This is a genomic window from Acidocella sp. MX-AZ03, from assembly GCF_027626035.1.
Lineage (GTDB): Bacteria > Pseudomonadota > Alphaproteobacteria > Acetobacterales > Acetobacteraceae > Acidocella > Acidocella facilis.
On sequence record NZ_CP110774.1, the window covers coordinates 2523543 to 2542003 of the forward strand.

Annotated in this window: 16 protein-coding genes and 3 pseudogenes; 7 read left to right on the forward strand and 12 right to left on the reverse strand. The window is 65.7% G+C overall.

The features are described from left to right. Positions 1-7: 7 nt before the first annotated feature. A pseudogene (gene htpG / locus GT370_RS14045) lies at positions 8-1794 on the reverse strand (molecular chaperone HtpG). 248 nt (positions 1795-2042) lie between these two features. Here htpG and GT370_RS14050 point away from each other — a divergent pair. Next, the gene (locus GT370_RS14050; RefSeq protein ID WP_270183252.1) at positions 2043-2387 is read left to right on the forward strand and encodes a hypothetical protein; all 345 of its coding nucleotides are present in this window, start codon (positions 2043-2045) and stop codon (positions 2385-2387) included. 61 nt (positions 2388-2448) lie between these two features. On the opposite strand, the gene GT370_RS14055 is transcribed toward GT370_RS14050, so the two are convergent. Together GT370_RS14055 and GT370_RS14060 are read right to left on the reverse strand one after the other, a co-directional pair. Further along, positions 2449-2685, reverse strand: coding sequence for a YMGG-like glycine zipper-containing protein (locus GT370_RS14055; RefSeq protein WP_008493996.1), 237 nt, complete (start codon positions 2683-2685; stop codon positions 2449-2451). A gap of 123 nt (positions 2686-2808) precedes the next feature. Then, on the reverse strand, positions 2809-3060 hold the full coding sequence (locus GT370_RS14060; RefSeq protein WP_035179279.1) for a YMGG-like glycine zipper-containing protein: 252 nt from the start codon (positions 3058-3060) through the stop codon (positions 2809-2811). A gap of 179 nt (positions 3061-3239) precedes the next feature. Here GT370_RS14060 and GT370_RS14065 point away from each other — a divergent pair, with 179 nt between their 5' ends. Beyond that, on the forward strand, positions 3240-4277 hold the full coding sequence (locus tag GT370_RS14065; RefSeq protein ID WP_008493993.1) for a rod shape-determining protein: 1038 nt from the start codon (positions 3240-3242) through the stop codon (positions 4275-4277). Between the two features lie 80 nt (positions 4278-4357). Here the strand turns inward: GT370_RS14065 and GT370_RS14070 are convergent, their stop codons facing one another. Beyond that, positions 4358-5215 carry an AsmA family protein gene (locus GT370_RS14070; protein ID WP_270183253.1) on the reverse strand — a complete coding sequence of 286 codons (858 nt, stop codon included), beginning with the start codon at positions 5213-5215 and terminating at the stop codon, positions 4358-4360. After that, on the reverse strand, positions 5182-6291 hold the full coding sequence (locus GT370_RS14075) for an AsmA family protein (protein WP_270183254.1): 1110 nt from the start codon (positions 6289-6291) through the stop codon (positions 5182-5184). Before GT370_RS14075 ends, GT370_RS14070 begins: the two co-directional genes overlap by 34 nt. 227 nt (positions 6292-6518) lie before the next feature. On the opposite strand from GT370_RS14075, the gene dapF reads away from it, so the two are divergent. The 3 genes and pseudogenes from dapF (at position 6519) to GT370_RS14090 (ending at position 9333) form a co-directional block, all read left to right on the forward strand. Next, positions 6519-7337 carry a diaminopimelate epimerase gene (gene dapF, locus GT370_RS14080; protein WP_008493991.1) on the forward strand — a complete coding sequence of 273 codons (819 nt, stop codon included), beginning with the start codon at positions 6519-6521 and terminating at the stop codon, positions 7335-7337. Positions 7338-7340: 3 nt separating this feature from the next. Further along, positions 7341-8257, forward strand: a pseudogene (gene ftsY, locus GT370_RS14085) (signal recognition particle-docking protein FtsY). Then, positions 8254-9333 (forward strand): hypothetical protein, encoded by a 1080-nt coding sequence (locus GT370_RS14090; RefSeq protein WP_008493989.1) that lies wholly within the window; start codon positions 8254-8256, stop codon positions 9331-9333. The pseudogene ftsY and the gene GT370_RS14090 overlap by 4 nt, the downstream one beginning before the upstream one ends. Positions 9334-9466: 133 nt before the next feature. Here the strand turns inward: GT370_RS14090 and GT370_RS14095 are convergent, their stop codons facing one another. Continuing rightward, positions 9467-9769, reverse strand: a complete 303-nt coding sequence (locus tag GT370_RS14095; protein ID WP_008493988.1) for a hypothetical protein — start codon at positions 9767-9769, stop codon at positions 9467-9469. Between the two features lie 122 nt (positions 9770-9891). On the opposite strand from GT370_RS14095, the gene ade reads away from it, so the two are divergent. Next, positions 9892-11610, forward strand: a complete 1719-nt coding sequence (gene ade / locus GT370_RS14100; protein ID WP_008493987.1) for an adenine deaminase — start codon at positions 9892-9894, stop codon at positions 11608-11610. A 179-nt stretch (positions 11611-11789) separates the two neighbouring features. Here the strand turns inward: ade and GT370_RS14105 are convergent, their stop codons facing one another. The 4 genes and pseudogenes from GT370_RS14105 to GT370_RS21560 all read right to left on the reverse strand — a co-directional run bounded on the left by GT370_RS14105 (position 11790) and on the right by GT370_RS21560 (position 15441). Beyond that, positions 11790-12356 (reverse strand): aminotransferase class IV, encoded by a 567-nt coding sequence (locus tag GT370_RS14105; RefSeq protein WP_270183255.1) that lies wholly within the window; start codon positions 12354-12356, stop codon positions 11790-11792. Between the two features lie 201 nt (positions 12357-12557). Continuing rightward, the gene (locus GT370_RS14110) at positions 12558-13499 is read right to left on the reverse strand and encodes an anthranilate synthase component I family protein (protein WP_333489958.1); all 942 of its coding nucleotides are present in this window, start codon (positions 13497-13499) and stop codon (positions 12558-12560) included. A gap of 398 nt (positions 13500-13897) precedes the next feature. Beyond that, a pseudogene (locus tag GT370_RS14115) lies at positions 13898-14856 on the reverse strand (CobW family GTP-binding protein). Positions 14857-14961: 105 nt separating this feature from the next. Beyond that, complete coding sequence (locus GT370_RS21560; RefSeq protein ID WP_442865437.1) at positions 14962-15441, reverse strand: glycosyltransferase family protein; 480 nt, start codon at positions 15439-15441, stop codon at positions 14962-14964. Between the two features lie 573 nt (positions 15442-16014). Between GT370_RS21560 and GT370_RS14125 the strand changes: the two genes are divergently transcribed. Continuing rightward, positions 16015-17397, forward strand: coding sequence for an O-antigen ligase family protein (locus tag GT370_RS14125; protein WP_168118415.1), 1383 nt, complete (start codon positions 16015-16017; stop codon positions 17395-17397). On the opposite strand, the gene GT370_RS14130 is transcribed toward GT370_RS14125, so the two are convergent. Beyond that, entirely contained in the window at positions 17306-17932 is a 627-nt protein-coding gene (locus GT370_RS14130) for a glycosyltransferase family 4 protein (RefSeq protein WP_270183257.1), read from the reverse strand. The genes GT370_RS14125 and GT370_RS14130 overlap by 92 nt on opposite strands. A 105-nt stretch (positions 17933-18037) precedes the next feature. Continuing rightward, complete coding sequence (locus GT370_RS14135; RefSeq protein ID WP_270183258.1) at positions 18038-18364, reverse strand: hypothetical protein; 327 nt, start codon at positions 18362-18364, stop codon at positions 18038-18040. Positions 18365-18461 lie beyond the last annotated feature (97 nt).

An 18461-nucleotide genomic window follows, 5' to 3' on the forward strand; every position in this document is an offset into this window, starting at 1 on the left:
TTATAAATTAAGCGTTTGCCAGCGCCGCCGCCACCTGGCGCACGAACGCCGCCGGATCCTCCGGCAAATCGCCATCCTGCAGCTTGGCCAGATTCAGCAGCAGGCGCGCCGCCTCGCTCACATCCTCCTTCGCCGCCAGCGCTTCCACCAGCTTATGGCCCGGATTGATCTCCAGCTTCGGCGGCAGCCCGAATGTCGGCCGGCCAGCGCGTTTGAGCAAACGCTGCATCGCCAGGTCCGGCCCCGCCTGTGCCGCCACCAGCATCGCCGGGCTATCCTTCAGCCGGGACGACGCCGCAACCTCGGACACCTCCGCCCCAGCGCCTCTTTCAGCTTGGCGCAAAGGGCGGTGATCGCCTCTGGCGCCTCCGCCGCCTCGAACAGCGAACCGGCCTGGGAGACGGAAACCAGCTTCTTCTCCTTGTAGCTGCCCAGCCGCCCCGGCCAGAACGCGTCGATCGCATCGCCCAGCAGCAGCACCTCATAGCCCTTCTCGGCAAAGCCCTCGAGCTGCGGCGAGGTCTTCAGATGCGCGGCATCCCCGGCCAGGTAATAAATGTCGCTCTGCCCCTCCGGCATCCGCTCGATATAGCCATCCAGCGTCGTCGCCTCCTCCTTGCTGGAAGCAAAGCGCAGCAGCGCGGCGATCTCGGCGGCATGGCCGGTATCCTCGTAAATCCCTTCCTTCAGCACCGAGCCGAAATTCTCCAGGAACGGCTTGAACGCCGCCTCGTCCTTGGCCTTGTTTTTCAGCTCGGTCATCACCCGGTTCAGCAGCGCCTTGCGGATCTTCTCAAGCACCGGAGTCGCCTGCAGAATCTCGCGCGAGACATTCAGCGGCAGATCCTCGGTATCCACCACGCCGACGACGAAATTCAGCCAGTTCGGCAGCAGCTTCGCCTCATCGGTGATGAACATGCGCTTCACATGCAAACGCAGCCGGCTCTCCTTGGTCTCCTCCACCGGCATGAACGGCTTGGAGGAGGGGATGAACAGCAAGGCGGTGAATTCCACCGCGCCCTCGGCCCGCCAATGGATGGTGGCGAAGGGCTCGTCCCAGCCCTGGCCAACATGGCGGTAAAACTCGGTATATTCCTCCGGGGTGATCTCGGAACGGCTCTTGCGCCATAGCGCCTGGCCGGAGGTCGCGGCCTCGAACGTTCCGTTGTCCTCCACCTCCACCGGCAGGGTGATGTGGTCGGCCCATTTATTAATGACCGTCTTCAGCCGGATCGGCTCCAGATATTCCTCCGCATCCGGCTTCAGATGCAGCAGGATGGTGGTACCCGGCGCGCCGCGCTCGGCGGGCTTGAGCGTATATTGCCCCTGCCCGTCGGACATCCACTCCCAGGCCTCGTCGGTCCCGGCCTTGCGGGAGATCACCTCCACCTTTTCCGCCACCATGAAGGCGGAATAGAAGCCCACCCCGAACTGGCCGATCAGGCTCGGCCGCTCCTCTGGCTTGGCCGAGGCCAGCTGCGCGGCGAAGCCGGCGGTGCCGGATTTGGCGATGGTGCCGAGATTTTCCGCCAGCTCCTCCTTGGCCATGCCGATGCCGCTATCCTCGATGCGCAGCGTCTTCGCCCCCTTATCGGCGGCGATGCGGATGGCGGCATTGTCCGGCAGCGCCAGCTTTTCATCCGAAAGGGCGAGGAAGCGGCGCTTATCCGTGGCGTCGGCGGCATTGGCCACCAGCTCGCGCAGGAAAATCTCCCGGTCGGAATAAAGGGAATGCACCACCAGATCGAGCAGCCGGCCCACTTCGGTGCCGAAATTCCGTGTCTCTTCGCTCATGCGACCCTCCTGTATTCAAACGATTTCAGCTCGGGATGTAATGCTCCTGGCGCGCGCGGCCAAGAGGGTTGAGATTGGCAGCGCCCCACCAGCTTGGTAAGACGCCCATCATCCATAGCGGAGCGAGACATGCCGGCCACTGCCTCTTTCGTGCGTTTGCCACGGGAAAATCTGCGCGACCTGACCGATGCCGCCAACGGGACGACCCGCAGGGCCTGGCCGATTATCTGGCCGCCACCGGCACATCGGTGGTCGAATTCGAGGAAGACGGGGATATTTTCTCCGTCCTGATCCCGGTTCTGGCCGATGATTATGACATCGACCTGGAGACCAGCGAGAATTCCATCGTCGCCGACCTGGCGGACGCGACGGATGCGCTGGTGATCATCCTCACCAAGGAGGATCAGAGCAAATATATGGACCAGCTGGACCCGGAGGGCTTCTCAGCCAAAGAGCTGCAGGACGCCTATGAGGATTTCACCGACGAGGACGAAAAAGGCGCCGGCCAGGCCATGCTGGCCGGCATCAGCGCCTTGTATCAGGCCTTGCAGGAGGTGGATGCCGACCACGTGGTGATCGTCACGGTTTCCTGAATGGGGCGTAACGCTGGTCTCTCCGCAAGGAGAGACCAGCGCCCGGATCAGTTGCCCAGAATCAGTTACCCAGGTTCAGCTGGCGATGGCTGGTGGCGGCACCGGTGACGGCACCGGCCGCACCGCCGATCAACGCCCCGGTCCCAGGCCCCAGGCCCGTCGCGGCGCCGATGATGGCGCCACCGCCCGCGCCGATCGCGCCGCCCGTGAGGGCGCGATGGCCGGGTGAGTAGCCGCACCCGGTCAGCGCGGTCAGGGACGCGGCCAGAAACAGGCCGGCAGAGATTTTGCGAAGCATTTCCAACTCCCGTGGTTCATAACATAACAAAAAGGATATTTAGTCCGCCTTCGGAAATTCAACCGGCCGCCGATCGCCTGACGATTCCTTCATGAAACCTTCAGTCATAATCGGCCGACGCCGTTAATTCCCGACCAGCGGACGCCCCAGATTCAGATTATGCGGGCTGATCGCCGCACCGGCGACCGCGCCGACACCACCGCCGACCGCCGCGCCAATGCCCGGCCCCACGCCGGTCACGCTGCCGATGATGGCACCGGCACCCGCGCCGATGGCACCGCCCGAAAGCGCGCGCGACCCAGGCGAATAGCCGCATCCGGCCAGGCTCAAGCCCGCTACGGCCAACAGGACAACAGGGGTGACTTTGTACGCCACGTTTACATCTCCTTGATCAATCAGCAATCTGGTCTAAACGATATATTGGGCGCGCAATATGGCGAATGAAGGGCTTCTTTGAGGCTTGCCCCTTTGCTGTACGGGCTGTAAGGCCAGCGCAATGCGGCGTTCTTGACGGCGCGGCGAAGATCTCGCCGGACTAAGCGGAAAGGGTTTTGATGTTTTCCAAACTTCTCGGCCTCATGTCGGCCGACATGGCGATCGATCTCGGGACCGCGAACACACTGGTTTATGTGAAGGGCCGGGGCATCGTCCTGGCGGAGCCCTCCGTGGTCGCCATCCAGGACGTGAAGGGCCGCAAGCAGGTGCTCGCCGTCGGCGAGGACGCCAAGCTGATGCTCGGCCGCACCCCCGGCAACATCCAAGCCATCCGGCCTCTGCGCGACGGCGTCATCGCCGATTTCGAGGTGGCGGAGGAGATGATCAAGCACTTCATCCGCAAGGTGCATAACCGCCGTGGCTACGCCTCGCCGCTGATCATCATCTGCGTGCCCTCCGGCTCCACCGCGGTCGAGCGCCGCGCCATTCAGGAATCCGCCGAGAGCGCTGGCGCGCGCAAGGTGCTGCTGATCGAGGAACCGATGGCGGCGGCGATCGGCGCCAACCTGCCCGTCACCGAGCCCTCCGGCTCGATGATCGTCGATATCGGCGGCGGCACCACCGAGGTGGCGGTGATCTCGCTGGGCGGCATCGTCTATGCGCGCTCGGTGCGCGTCGGCGGTGACAAGCTGGACGAGGCGATCATTTCCTATATCCGCCGCACCTTCAATCTGCTGATCGGCGAAAGCTCCGCCGAACGCATCAAGATGGATATCGGCGCCGCCTGGGTGGAGAGCAACCAGGATGGCCCGAGCCGCTATGTGAAGGGCCGCGATCTGATCAACGGCGTGCCGCGCGAAGTGACGGTGACACAGCGGCAGATCGCCGAGAGCCTGGCCGAGCCGGTCGGGCAGATCGTCGAGGCGATCAAGGTGGCACTGGAAAACACCCCGCCGGAACTCTCCGCCGACATCGTCGATAAGGGCATCATGCTCACCGGCGGCGGCGCCCTGCTGCACCGGCTGGACGAGGTGCTGCGCGTCTCCACCGGCCTGCCGGTGATGGTCGCCGAGAACCCGCTGCAATGCGTGGCTCTGGGCACCGGGCGGGCGCTGGAGGAGCGCAATCTGCGCTCTGTGACCTCCGCGATGTACTGAAGTCATGGGAACTTTTTGAAAAAAGTTCCCATACCCTCAAAAACTTTTGCTCCCATTCTACCCCGGCCCCGGCCGGGGTTTTATTTATGCAGCTTGGCCAGCGTGTCTTCGCAGGCGTTTTTATCGCCCAGCCCCAGCCGGATCGTCGGGATGATCGCCAGCGGCGGGAACAGCACCCCCAGCCCCACCGCGCTGCCCACCCGCGCCGCCAGCGGCCCAGGGGCCGGCATGATGCTCGGATGTTTCAGCGTGCCGCCGATATTGATCGGGGTGGACAGATTGCCGATCGAAAAATGCGTCGCCTCCGTCCACATATGCAGATTCAGCGTCTCGGTATCCAGATTGGCCGTGCCCTTGCCGAGAATGTTCGATTCCTTCGTCGCCACCAGGAAGGCATTGGTGTTCATCTGCCCATCCTTCAGCGAGACATCCGAGATCAGGCACTCGATCGGCGTCTTGTTCGGCACCCCCAGCGCGGAGAGGATCGCCGGGCCGCCCTGCAGCCCGACCAGATCCACCAGCAGCGCGCTGATATCGCCGCCATGCTGCAGGAACAGCGAAGCATGGCCATCGCCATGGCCCAGGATCGCCGCCATCGAATTGCCGGTGCCGGAAATCCAGGCCGAACCCCCGACCGTGCCATTGCCGGCAAAGCCGGTGGTGGAGCCGACGATGCGCGAGAGCTGCAGGCGCCGGAAATCGATATTCGCCTTGGCATGCAGCACGTTCTTATCCGGCGTCAGATCGATGGCGCTGGCGATGGTCCCGGTCCCCACCGCGAAATTCAGCGGATCCACCGTCACCCGGCCGTCCTTGACCACCAGATGCGCCACCAGATCATCCAGCGGCACGCCCTTATTGATGATGTGCTCGCCCTTGTAGCGCAGATCCACATCCACCTCGTTCAGCTTCGGCAGATTGATCGGCGTCGAGGGCAATAATTTTGAACTGTCCGCCGCCTTCGCCAGCTTGGCCTTGGTCGCCGCATTCTGGCCGGGGTGTTCTTGTTGCCCGGCGTGCCGCCCAGGAAGCCGGCGAGATCGGTCAGATCCACCCGCTTCGAGGTCAGGCGCGCGGTAATCTGCCGGCGCGGCTCGCCCGGCGCCTCGGCGATGGTGCCCTCCAGATCCGAAGAGCCGACATGGCCGGTGAAATCCTGCAGCCGGAAGGCCTTGTCCTGATACACGGCGGTGCCGGTCAGGCTGAAAGGCGGGGTGTCGGGGATCGGCACCCCGGTCAGTGCGTAAAGATTGGCCATGTTCTGGCCGGAGAAAGAGAGCTTCAGATGCGCCCCGGCGAAATGCGCCGGATCGTTCAGCGTTCCCGCCAGCTTCACCATTGTGGTGCCGTTCTGCAGATGCAGCGCCACCGGATAGGGGGTCGCCGCATCGCGCAGCGAGAGCAGCGCCCCGCCGGTGAAATCCCCGGTGATCGGCGCATTCGCATAGGTGCCCTTGACCGTCACCACGATCTCGCCGCCGGTGAACAGCTTGCTGTCGGCGGGCGCCGGGCGGGTTTCGATCGCCAGATTGAAATCGGCTTTGTAACTTGGCAGTTTCACGCTGGCCTGGCCGCCATGGATCAGCAGTACCCCCAGCTTCGGCGGGGTGCTGGAGCTGGGCGAGGCGGCCAGCTTCAGCGTATAATTGGTCTCGGCGCCAGTCTGCCGCAGCGAAATCACCGGCTGCTCCAGCGCGATCACCGGCAGCTCCAGCTGCTGGTGCCGCAGATAATGCAGCGCCGCCACCTCCACCCGCAGCTCGGGGATCTGCGCCAGCGGCGGGTCCTCCGCCGGGAAGCCCTTCGGGTTGGCGATGGTGATGCCATCGGCGCGGATGATGATGGTCCTGCCCAGCGTCACATGCAGATGCTGGATGCTCACCGGCCGGCCTGTTTCGGCCGAGGCCCTGGCCTCCACCACCGGAATGAACCAGTCCCAGTTCCAGAAGATGATCAGCAGCAGGATCAGTATAAGGATGGGACAGGTGATCCTGATCCACAGATTGCGCCGCATCCCGCCTCCCCTGGCCCAAAAACTCTAGATAAGGGCGCGATTGCGCGGCGCAACCGCACGAGAGCGTATTCCGCTCAGCTTGGCGCGCGGACCACGCTCTCGCTTTTTGTTTGAACGAGCAACTTTATCCGATCAAACGCTTCCGTTTGATCGGATGTTGCTCTAACCATCTTGTCATTACCCCGCACGGATTTGCCCCGCCTGGGGCGAGACGGTAAGGAAGGCGCATGCTCCCGTTCATCAAGATGCATGGCGCCGGCAATGATTTCGTCGTGCTGGATGGCCGCGTGACCAAGCCCGCCCTCGCCCCCGAGGCGATCCGCAAGATCGCCGACCGCCGGCGCGGGGTCGGCTGCGACCAGCTGATCATCATCGAACCGGATGGCGCGGGGGCGGATGCCTTCATGCGCATCCTGAATTCCGATGGTTCCGAGAGCGGCGCCTGCGGCAATGCCACGCGCTGCGTCGCCGCCCTGTTGGCGGAGGAGAGCGGCGCGCGGCATGTCTCCATCCGCACCGCCGGCGGGCTGTTGCAGGCGGAAATCCTCGGTCCCGGCCTGGTCGAGGTCGATATGGGCCCGCCGCATCTGGAGTGGGGCGACGTGCCGCTCGCGGCCCCCGCCGACACGCTGCATCTGCCCCTCGCCCTCGGCCCCGTCGCCGATCCCGCCGCCTGCTCGATGGGCAACCCCCACGCCACCTTCTTCATCGAGGATTTCGCGCATCTGCCGATCGAGACCATCGGCCCGATGCTGGAGAAAAACCGCATCTTCCCCGAGCGCGCTAATATCGGCTTCGCCAGGATCGAAAGCCCCTCGCGCATCCGGCTGCGGGTGTGGGAGCGCGGCGCGGGGCTGACGCTTGCCTGCGGCTCCGGCGCCTGCGCCACTTTGGTGAACGCGCATCGCCGGGGGCTGACCGGCCGCCAGGCGGTGGTGGAGATGGATGGCGGTGAGCTGTTGATCACCTGGACGCAGGCCGGCCATGTGCTGATGCGCGGCCCCGCCGTGACCGCCTTTGCCGGTGAAATTCCCGAAAGTCTCTAAGCCATGGCCAGTTCGTTCTTCTCCCGGCTGAAATCCGGCCTCTCGCGCTCGACCGCGAAACTGACCGGCGGCATCACCGCCATTTTCACCAAGCGCAAGCTCGATGACGAGGCGCTGGAAGAGCTGGAGGAGCAGCTGATCGCCGCTGATCTCGGCCCCGCCGTGGCGGCGCGCGTGATCAAGGGCTTCCGCTCCACCCGCTTCGGCAAGGAGGTGACGGATGCCGAGGTGCGCGAGACGCTGGGCGCCGAAATCGCCGAAATCCTCACCCCGGTCGCCAAGCCCCTGGAGCTGGACCGGGCGCATAAGCCTTATGTGATCCTGATGGTCGGCGTGAACGGCGCCGGCAAAACCACCACCATCGGCAAGCTGGCGGCACTCTACCGCGAACAGGGCCTCACCCCGATGCTGGCGGCCGGCGACACCTTCCGCGCCGCGGCGGTGGAACAGCTGCAGGTCTGGGGGCAACGCGCGGGCTGCGAGGTGGTCACCGCCCCGGCCAATACCGACCCCGCCTCGCTGGCGCATGACGCGCTGAGCCGCGCCCAGAAAACCGGCGCCGATGTGCTGCTGATCGACACGGCCGGGCGGCTGCACAACAAGACCGCCCTGATGGAGGAGCTGCGCAAGATCATCCGGGTGATCCGCAAGCTCGATCCCACCGCCCGCACGCCACTTTGCTGACGCTGGACGCCACCACCGGCCAGAACGCCGTCACCCAGGTCGGCATCTTCAAGGAGATGGTGGATCTCTCCGGCCTCATCGTCACCAAGCTGGACGGCTCGGCGCGCGGTGGCATCGTCGTGGCGCTGGCGGAAAAATACGGGCTGCCGATCCATGCGGTGGGCACCGGCGAGCAGATCGCCGATTTACGGGATTTCGACGCCACCGAATTCGCCCAGGCCCTGGTTGGCCAATGAGGCGGCTGCTGGCCGCCTGCCTCGCCGCGCTGCCGCTGGCCGGCTGCATCCAGCTCGGGCCGCATCAGCTGCAACAGGATACGGTCAGCTACGCCCAGGCGCTGGGCAACGCCCAGAACCAGCAGACGCTGCTCAACGTGGTGCGGCTGCGCTACGCGGATTCGCCCAGCTTCCTGCAGACCACGCAAATCATCTCCTCCTACCAGCTGCAGCAGACGCTGAATGCCGGGCTGGAGGCCTATCCGAGTGCCGCCACCTCGGCCGGCAACTATATCTCCGGCGGGCTGGGCGGAACCTTCCAGCAGAGCCCGACCTTCACGCTGGAGCCGATCACCGGCAAGAATTTCGCCGAAAGCTTCCTGCGCCCCTTCTCCCCGGCGGAGCTGATCCCCTTCGTCGGCGGCGGCATCCCGGTGGACATTCTGTTCCGGCTGGATGTGCAATCCATCAACGGGCTGCAAAATTCCCGCGAGCTGGGCGGTGCAGATGGGCTGGGCTCGCCGGATTTCTTCCTGTTGCTGCATGATCTGCGGCTGCTGCAGATCGGCGGGGTGCTGGATGGCGGCCAGGTGGAAACCAAGCCCGCCAGCGGCAAAAGCCCGGCCCAGACCAAGACCATCCTGGCGATCGAGCCGACGGACGATCCGGACCTCGCCCGCGTCGCCGCGCAAACCCGCGCGCTGCTCGGCATGAAGCCGAACGAACAGACCGCCACGGTCTATTACGGCACCGGCAAGCCGCCCTCCGGGCAGATCATGCTGCAGACAAGGCCGATGCTCGGCATCCTCAACCAGCTCGCGATCCAGGTGGAGGTGCCGGAGGCGGATGTCAAAGCCGGGCTGACCACCCCGACATTGGGCACGATCGGCATCGCCAAACACCCGGTCGTCGTCGTGCATTCGGGCGACAAGGCGCCGAAAGATGCCTTCGTCTCGGTGAAATACGGCGCCACCTGGTTCTGGATCGCCAATGACGATTTCAACAGCAAGGTGGCTTTTTCGATTGTGCAGACCTTGCTGTCCCTGGCCCAGACCAGCGCGACACCGGGAACGATCCTGACCATCCCGACGAGCTAAGAAACGCCTTCATCACAAAAGTTTTTTGGTGCCGCTTTTTTTCAAAAAAGCGGCAAAAACGTCTGGGCGTACGCACCGCCGCCGTCCCGCCCCGAACATCTGTGAGAGCTTTTTGAAAACCTCGACAGGCCGGTCAACGTGCCTTCAGTGTCTTGCCCTTCAGGATACGCGCCTTGTTCGCCCGCACCCGCCGCTTGGCCGGGGCCATCGCGGCATTCGCCACCGCCTGCGGCTTCGCCCCGCGCAGCGCCGCTAGCCCGGCCTGCATCGCGCCTTGTGCAAAGGCCTGCTGCTTTTCCGCCCCCAACGCCGCCAGCCGCCCGGCCGCCTTGCCCGGCTGCATCCAGAGCTGGGCGCTGTGCATGGCGAAGACAAAGCCGGCCTCAGCCAGCCAGAGATACGCGGCGAAGGGATTGAGCGGGGCTTTTCGGGTCATCCGTCCGATTTGGGGCGCCGCCGCACGCCTGGCCTGTCATGTCGAAAATATAATGAGCCTCGAACAAGGCTGCCTCACGAAATTACGTCTGGCCAGCCCCAGCCATCTCTGTATCATGGGTCATGGAGACCAAAGCCAAACTGCCTCCGGGCTTTCTTGAACGCTGCATCGACCAGGCCATCGGCCGCACCCAAGCCGATCTGGTCATCAAGGGTGCCAGCATCCTCAACCTGATCACCGGTGAGATCGCGGTCAGCGACATCGCCATCACCGGCAACCGCATCATCGGCACCTATGAGAGCTATCAGGGGGTGCGCGAGATTGACGGGCGTGGCCTGTTCGCCGTGCCGGGCTTTATCGATACCCATGTGCATTGCGAATCCACCTTGGTCGCACCTGGCGAGTTCGACCGCATCGTGCTGCCGCGCGGCACCACCACCGCGATCTGCGACCCGCACGAGATCTGCAACGTGCTCGGCGCGCAGGGGTTGGCGTATTTCACCCAAAGCGCCGAGGCTTTGGCGATGGATCTGCGCGTGCAGCTCTCCAGCTGTGTGCCCGCCACCGGGCTGGAGACCTCCGGCGCCGAGCTGCGCGCCGGCGATCTGCTGCCCTTCCTCAGCCACCCGAAAATCCTCGGCCTGGCGGAGTTCATGAATTTCCCAGGGGTTCTGCATAAAGACCCGGTGGTGATGGAAAAGCTCTACGCCTTCGCCGGCGAGCATATCGACGGCCATGCGCCGAAACTCTCGGGCCGGGAGCTGAATGCCTATCTCTCCTGCGGCATCCGCAATTGCCATGAAACCACCTCCCTGCCCGAGGCCTGGGAGAAATTGCGCAAGGGCGTGCATCTGCTGATCCGCGAAGGCACCGTCACCCGCGACGTGACGACACTGAGCCCGGCTTTGACGCCGGAGACCTCGCTCAACTGCTCCTTCTGCACCGATGACCGCAACCCGCTGGATATTTTTACCGAGGGCCATCTGGATTATTCCGTGCGCAAGGCCATCGCTTCCGGTGTGGCGCCGCTGCACGCCTACCGCGCCGTCTCCTACGCCGCCGCGCGGGGCTTTGGGCTGCGGGATCGCGGGCTGATCGCGCCCGGGCAGCGCGCGGATATCGTGCTGCTGGAGGATCTGGAGGCCTGCGCGGTGAAGCGGGTCATCGCTGGCGGGCGGCTGGTGGAGGAGATCGATTTCGCCGCCCGCGCCCTGCCCGGCTTTGTCGGGCTGGACAGCATGAAGCTGGAAAAGGTGAGCCCAGAGGATTTCCGCACCCCCGGCACCGGCCCGACCACCGCGGTGATCGGCATTTTGCGCGACAAGATCGTCACCGAGCATCTGACCATGACGCTGCCCTACCGCAATGGCGAGCGCCTGCCGGATCTGGCGAATGACGTGCTGAAAATCGCGGTGCTGGCCCGGCATGGCAAGAACCGCAATATCGGGCGCGGCTTCGTGAAGGGGTTTGGGCTGAAGAATGGCGCGCTGGCCTCCTCGGTCGGGCATGACAGCCATAATGTCTGCGTCGCCGGCACCGACGATGCGCAGATGGCGCTGGCGGTGAACCGGCTGGTGGAGCTGGGCGGCGGCTTCGTCGCGGCGGCGAACGGCCAGGTGGTCGGCGAACTGCCGCTGAAGATGGCCGGGCTGATGTCGGTAAAATCCGCCGAGGCGGTGCGCGAGGAGCTGATTGCCCTGCGCGCCGCCACCCGCGCCATGGGCTGCGAGCTGGCCGAGCCCTTCCTGCATCTCGCTTTCCTGCCGCTGCCGGTGATCCCGCATCTGAAAATCACCGATATGGGCGTGGTGGACGTGGATAAATTCGCGCTGGTGGATTAGCGGCCTCGCAAACCCTCCCCGGATCGGCATCCATCCCGCCATTTGCCGCTCCCAAGCCGCTTCGCGGTTTGTCCGTGGCGTCAAGGGCGCGCAGCTTCGCTGCACGTCGCCGCAGGCGAGTATACCCCTTGATGCCACGGGCAAACCGCGGAACCATAGGCTGATCGCCCTGATGCGGATCACTCAGGCGTCGTCATCTCCGGCAGCGCCACCCCATCCAGCGCCAGAACCGGCCGCAGCGCCAGCACATTGCACACCGCCAGCGCCCGCGCGGCGCGCAGCATCTCGACGCTGATAACCGCCTCCGCCACCGTACCAGACGCCAGAAGCCTGGCGCGGCGAATGCCGGGCAACGCGCCCTCCGTCAGCTTCGGCGTGAGCCACAACCCCTCATATTTCACCAGCAGATTGCCGATGCTGGCACAGGCCACCCGCCCGGCGCGGTTGAGCAAAATCGCCTCCTGCGCCCCGGCCGCCTCAGCCTCCTGCCGGGCCAGAATGTGCGGCAGATAATTCAGCGTCTTCACCTGTGAGAGCGGCGAGGTTTCATCGCGCGCGATCGAGCGGCAAATGATCGCCTGCACCGGCCCCGGCGCGGGCAGGGGAAAGGCCGTGGCCAGCACGGTCGGGCGGGGTTCAGCGGGCGGCAACAACCCGCGCGGGCCGGGGCCACGGGTGAGGGTGAGGCGCGCCCCACCCTCCGCAATGCCATTGGCGGCGGCGGTGTGCGCCAGAATTTCGGCCATTCCGTCCGCCTCAAAGGGCAGCGCCAGCCGCAGCTTCCTTGCCCCGCCGCCAGCCGGGCGAAATGCGCCGCCGCATCCTGCGCCACGCCGCCGCTCAATCGTAGCGTTTCGAAAATCCCGTCCCCCAGCGTGAAGCCGCGATCCGTCACCGGGACCATCGCCGCTTCCGCCGGCAGCAGCCGCCCGTTCAGCCAGACGATCTCAGCCATGCGCGATCAAAGGGGAGAGTTTCAGCATCATCTCCTCATACTCCGAAGCCGGATCGCTGTCCCAGGTGATGCCGCCCCCGGCCTGGGCGTAGAGGCACTCAGGCGTGGCCACCGCGGTGCGGATGATGATGGCGCTATCCATCGCCCCATCCAGCCCGATCCAGGCGAGGGCGCCGCAATAGGCGCCGCGCGCACCCGCTTCCAGCTCGTCGATAATCTGCATCGCCCGATGCTTCGGCGCCCCGGTGATGGAGCCGCCGGGTGAGCAGGCCAGCAGCAGATCCGCCGCCCCCACCCCGGGGCGCAGCTGTCCGGTGACGGCGGAAACCAGATGATGCGCCTGGGCAAAGCTCTCCACCGCGAACAGCTCCGGCACCTGCACGGAGCCGATTTCGCAAAGCTGGCCGAGATCATTGCGCAGCAGATCGGTGATCATCAGATTCTCCGCCCGCTCCTTCGGATCGTCCCGCAAGGAAGCGGCGGCCCGCGCGTCCTCCCGCGGGCAGGCCTCGCGCCGGGCGGTGCCTTTGATCGGCCGCGTCTCCACCGCGCCGCTGCGGTTTACCGAGAGAAACCGCTCTGGTGAGGCGCTGCATAAGGCCGCCCCGGCACCGGTTTGAATAAAGGCCGCGAAGGGCGCGGGGCTGCGGCGGCGCAAGGCGGCATAATAAGCGGCGGGCGAAAAACCCGGGGCAGCGCCGCGGTGAAGCGGGCGGTGAAATTCGCCTGGAACACATCCCGGCGCCGATATAAGCCCGCACCCTCTCCACCCGCGCCTCATACGCCGCGCGCGGCGTCTCCTCTTGCCAGTCCGGCTTCGGCCCTGGCGGCAGCGCGGCGGGTTGCCGCAGACGGGCCGCCAGCGCCGCAATCCGCGCCTGCGCCCCCTGCCCTGGCCGATCCCCGGCCAGCACGCAAAGCCGTCGCGCCGCATGGTCGAACCCCAGCACCAGATCGAACATGCCGAACCAGCCTTCGGGCAAGCCGGGAATCGGCGCGTGGCGGGACTCAATCCCGGCTTGCGTCAGCCCGGCGCCATAGCCGAGCCAGCCCATCGCCCCGCCTTTGAAGGCAAACGGCCAGTCCGGCGGGCAGGCATCATCCTCGGGCCGGGCAGAAGCCAGCCAACCCGGCAGCTCATCGGCCCGGGCCAGGTCCAGCACCGCGTAGGGCTCCAGCCCGATATAGCTGACCCTGGCGCGCGCATCGCCCGTAGCCGCGCTGTCCAGAAACACCAGCGGCACCTCCCCGGCCAGCGCCACGAAGGCCGCGCCGGGCTCGACCCAGCCGAGATCCCGGCACAGCATGGCCGCTCAGCCCAGACGGTTCAGCTCAGGCAGCGCAGCTCTCAAAGCCCCGGCGCAAAGCCGGGCGGTTGAGGTCGCGGCCGATGAAGACGATGCGGCTCACCCGCTTTTCATCCGCCTTCCACGGCGCCAGGAAATCCCCATCGGCGATCATATGCACAGCCTGGAAGGCAAAGCGCCGCTCCTCGCCCTCATAATTCAGGATACCCTTGGTGCGCAGAATATTCTGCCCCTGGCTCTGCAAGATATGGCCGATCCAGGTGTTGAATTTCTGCGCCGAGAGCGGCTTGTCGGTGGAGAGGCTGATCGAGGTCAGATGCTCGTTATGGGTGTGGCTGTCTTCCTCCAGGAAGTCCGGCACATTCGCCAGCACGCGCTTGAGGTCGAACGCGCCCAGCCCCAGCAGCTCATCCGCCGGCACATCGCCCTTGGTGGTCTTCTTGATCACCGCATAGGGGTTGATGGATTTGATCTTCGCCTCCACCGCCGCCAGCTCTTCCGCATTCACCAGATCCAGCTTGTTGAGCACGATCACATCCGCGAACGCCACCTGGTCGGCCGCCTCCGGGCTGTCCTCCAGCCGGGTGAGGAAATGCTTGGCATCCACCACGGTCACGATCGCGTCCAGCCGGGTCTTGGCCTTCACATCCTCATCCACGAAGAAGGTCTGCGCCACCGGGGCCGGGTTGGCGAGGCCGGTGGTCTCGACGATGATGCCATCAAATTTCTGGCTGCGCTTCATCAGCCCGCTGACGATGCGGATCAGATCGCCGCGCACCGTGCAGCAGATGCAGCCATTATTCATCTCGAACACTTCCTCATCGCTATCCACGACGAGGTCGTTATCCACCCCCAGCTCACCAAACTCATTGATCACGACAGCATATTTCTTGCCATGCGTGCCGGTGAGCAGATGGTTGAGCAACGTGGTCTTGCCCGCCCCAGATAGCCGGTGAGGACGGTGACAGGAACGAGATCGGACATTTTCAATCACCTAAAATTCTGAATTCGAAGACAGCATGTAGCGCCGGAATGGACCATAACAAGACGAAGAGGGGCAAGACGGAGCGGGGCAAGGTTGCACAATCCTCAGGCCGGATGGTCCGGCCAGGGATAGTCGCTCTCCCGCGTTTCGCCGAAAGCAGCCTCGACGATATAGGCCGCCACCCGGCGCTCATTGAACAATTCCGCATAGCGCGCCCGCCCCGCCGCCGCCGCGCGCATCCGCGCCCGGGGCTCGGCCTTATAGCGCGCCAGCATCTCCGCCAGCTCCTCCAGCGAGGAGAAAAACCCCATCTCATCCTCGCCGAAAAACCGGTCATAGCCGGTGGCGCGCTCGATGAAGGCGAGCTGGCCATTGCCGGTGAGATGCGCCAGCCGGTCCGAGCTATAGAGGAAATCATCCCCCGCCGGCTGATATTCAGCCCCATCCCGGCCTGGCAAAGCGCCGCCTGATAGGCCGCGCCATTGAGGAAGGGCCGGTCGATCCCCGGTGTCAGCCAGCGCAGGCCCGGCAGCCGCGCCTGCAGCCCGGCCACGAAATCCCGCATATCCCAATCCTGCCCGCAAACATGGCGCGGCGGGCGCGAGGGGTTGCCGCAGGCATAGAAAATATCGAAATCCGGGGTTTCCACCTCATCCATCCGCCCGCGCTCGATCGAGAGATCCACCGGATTGGGCATGAAGCCGACCCGCACGCCAGGGCGGCGCAGCGCCGCCATCGAGGCGCCGGCGGTGCTCACCAGGGTCAGATCAACCACCCCCAGCTTGCCCTCGATGCGGCGGATATTATCCGGCTCGAACAGCGGATCGACATTCCATTGCACCACCCGCAAGCCCGGCAGATCACCGCGAATGGCCGCAATCGTCTGCGCATCCACCATATCCGCATGGCCGAGCACCAGCAGCTCTGGCTTATGCGCCCGGCAATAATCGCGGATCATCCGGTTGAACGGCCCGCGCCCCAGCCGCCTGTGGCCAAAGCCGAAGCCGCGCGCCAGATCCCGGTCCGAAAGCGCCAGCACCTGATGCCCGTTGCGGATGAAGCCGTTGCAGAGCTTGATGCCGGTGGCGTGCTGGTTGAGGCTTTTCAGCGATACCGGGGCGTAGCCGATATGCACGATCCGGAGCATGGGCAGGCTGATGTCCTTGTTGCGCGGCTGGATGCAAGGCAGTCTGGGGCGTTACGCGAAGGGGGCGGCGAAGTCAACGAAACCGCCAGCCCCGGGGGTGGCCTTGACACCTGCCGCATCGCTGCGCCATCGCCATGCGCATATGGCTCTCCCCTCCAAAGCTGCGATGCGCCCTGTTGAGGCCGGCAGACGACGCTGGCACCCTGGCTTTCTGTTCACACCGCGCCTGGCGCTGCCGCTCACCCTCGCGGCCGGGCTGCTGCTGCCCAGCAATGCCGCCTGGTCCACCTTCTTCTATATCCTCGGCCTGCCCACCATAGGCTGGCAGCTCTGGCGCGGCGCCCGGCCGGATGCCGCAAACCGCCCGCTGCTGGCCATGCTCGCCCTCTGGGCCTGGTCCAGCCTCACCATCGCCTGGGACCGCAATATTTCCGGCCAGGGGGATGGCCATGGCTATTGGCTGCTGAATGCGCTCTGCACCCTCGCCTTCCTGCTCTGTTTCGACTTCGCCACCCGCCAGGATGCCAGCGCCCGCCGCCGCGCGGTCAGCGCCTTCATCCTTTGCGCGGTGCCGACGGCGCTGCTCTCCATCGCGCTGTTCGCGGTGCAGGACCACTGGACGGGCCGGCTCGGCGGCTGGGGGGCGCTGAAAACCCCGGTCTGGGGCGCCTCGGTCATCGTCATCTGCGTGCTGCTGACGCTGGGGCGAGTTGCCGAGGCCGGGCCCCGGCGCTGGCTCTACGCCACCGCTTTGGTGCCGATGCTGGTTTATCTGCCGCTGAATGGCAGCCGCACCGCCTTGCTCTCGCTGGCGATGGGGGTGATGATGCTGGGGCTGAGCAGCTGGCGCGCCTTCCGGGCCCTGGTCATTGCCGGGCTCTGCGCGCTGGCGGCGCTGGCGGGCGTCGTGCTGATGCGCCCGGTCTGGGTGAAAGCGGTGATCGGCAATTTCCTGGCCCGCGGCACGGATTGCCATATCACCATCTGGCGCACCGCCTGGGGGCTGTTCCTGGCGCAGCCGGTGATCGGCTATGGCCCGTCCGCCCGGCTGCCGATCTTGCCGCACGGCGCCTGCCCGGCCTATCCGAGCCCGCATAATCTTTATCTCTCGCTGCTGGTCTATAGCGGGCTGGTCGGCTTCGCGCTGTACGGGCTCTGCCAGATCCTGCTCTGCCGGCATGTGCTGCGCCGGCAGCGCGGCTTTCAGCGCGCCCTGGCGCTGGCGCTGCTCGCCGTGCCGCTGGTCTCCGGCCTGTCGGACCTGACCCAGGTGATCAAGGGCCCCTCGCCGCTCTGGTATATTATCTGGCTGCCGATGCTGCTGGCGCTGCGTGCCGGGCCAGAATCGCCTGGTACGTCTCCAGCATCCGCTGCGTCACCACCGCGCGGGTGAAACCGGCCTGATATTCGGCATGGCCGGTCTGGGCGATGCGCGCGCGCAAGGCCGGATCGTCCAGCACCGCGCGAATCGCCCCGGCGAGCGAAGCGGGATCGTCGGCCGGCACCATCATGCCGTTCTCGCCATTGCGGATGGTGGCGCGCGGCCCGTCCGACTCGCAGGCGATGAACGGGGTGGCGGTGGACCAGGCATCCAATATCACCGTGCCGAAGGGTTCGTAGCGCGAGGGCAGCAGGCAGATATCCGCGCCGCGCAGCAGCGCCCCGCGATCATTCCGCCAACCCAGGAATTTCACCCGCTCAGCCACACCCAGCCGCGCCGCCAGCGCTTTCAGCGCCGCCTCCTCCGGGCCGGAGCCGGCGATCCAGAGATCGCAATCGGGCAGTTGCGCCAGCGCGTGCAGGGCCGTGTCGATCCCCTTCACCTGATGCAGCCGGGAGAGGATCAGCAGCGCCTTGCGCGCAGGCGGCGTGCCGAGGGTTTGCTTGGCAATCGGCGCCGCCTCTTCCACCGACGGGAAGGTCGGCACGTAGAAGGCACTGCCGGGGCGGCGCCGCTCGCATAAGCGTGGCGGACCAGATCCTGCGTCACCCCGATGAAATCCGTGCAGGCGGAGAAATGCTTTTGCTGCTCCTCATAATCTCCGTACCAGCCGATGATCGCCGGCGCCGCACCGGGGGCGACCAGGCTCACCGCCCGGCGCATCCAGCAATGGATGATGTCCGGTTGATAATCGCGAATCAGCCGCGCCAGCCGCCGGCGCTGCAGCGGGCGCAGGGGGCGGCCAGCACCTCGGGCGCCATCGAAAGCCCCGCCCCGCCAGCTCAGCGAAGCGCGGCGCCGCGCGGCGCATGACGATGCGCTGCTCCAGCCCCGCCTCGTGCAGGCTGAGCATGATGTCGGTGGAGTAAAGCTCGGCGCCGCCATTCTTGGCGCCGGCCATGATCTGTAACACGCGCATCTGGGCGTCCCGCCTCTGGGATGAATGCGGCGCTGTTATCCGGTTCGGCACGGCCGGGCAAATCCCGCCCCTCCGTTAAGCGCGGCTTAGCATGCGC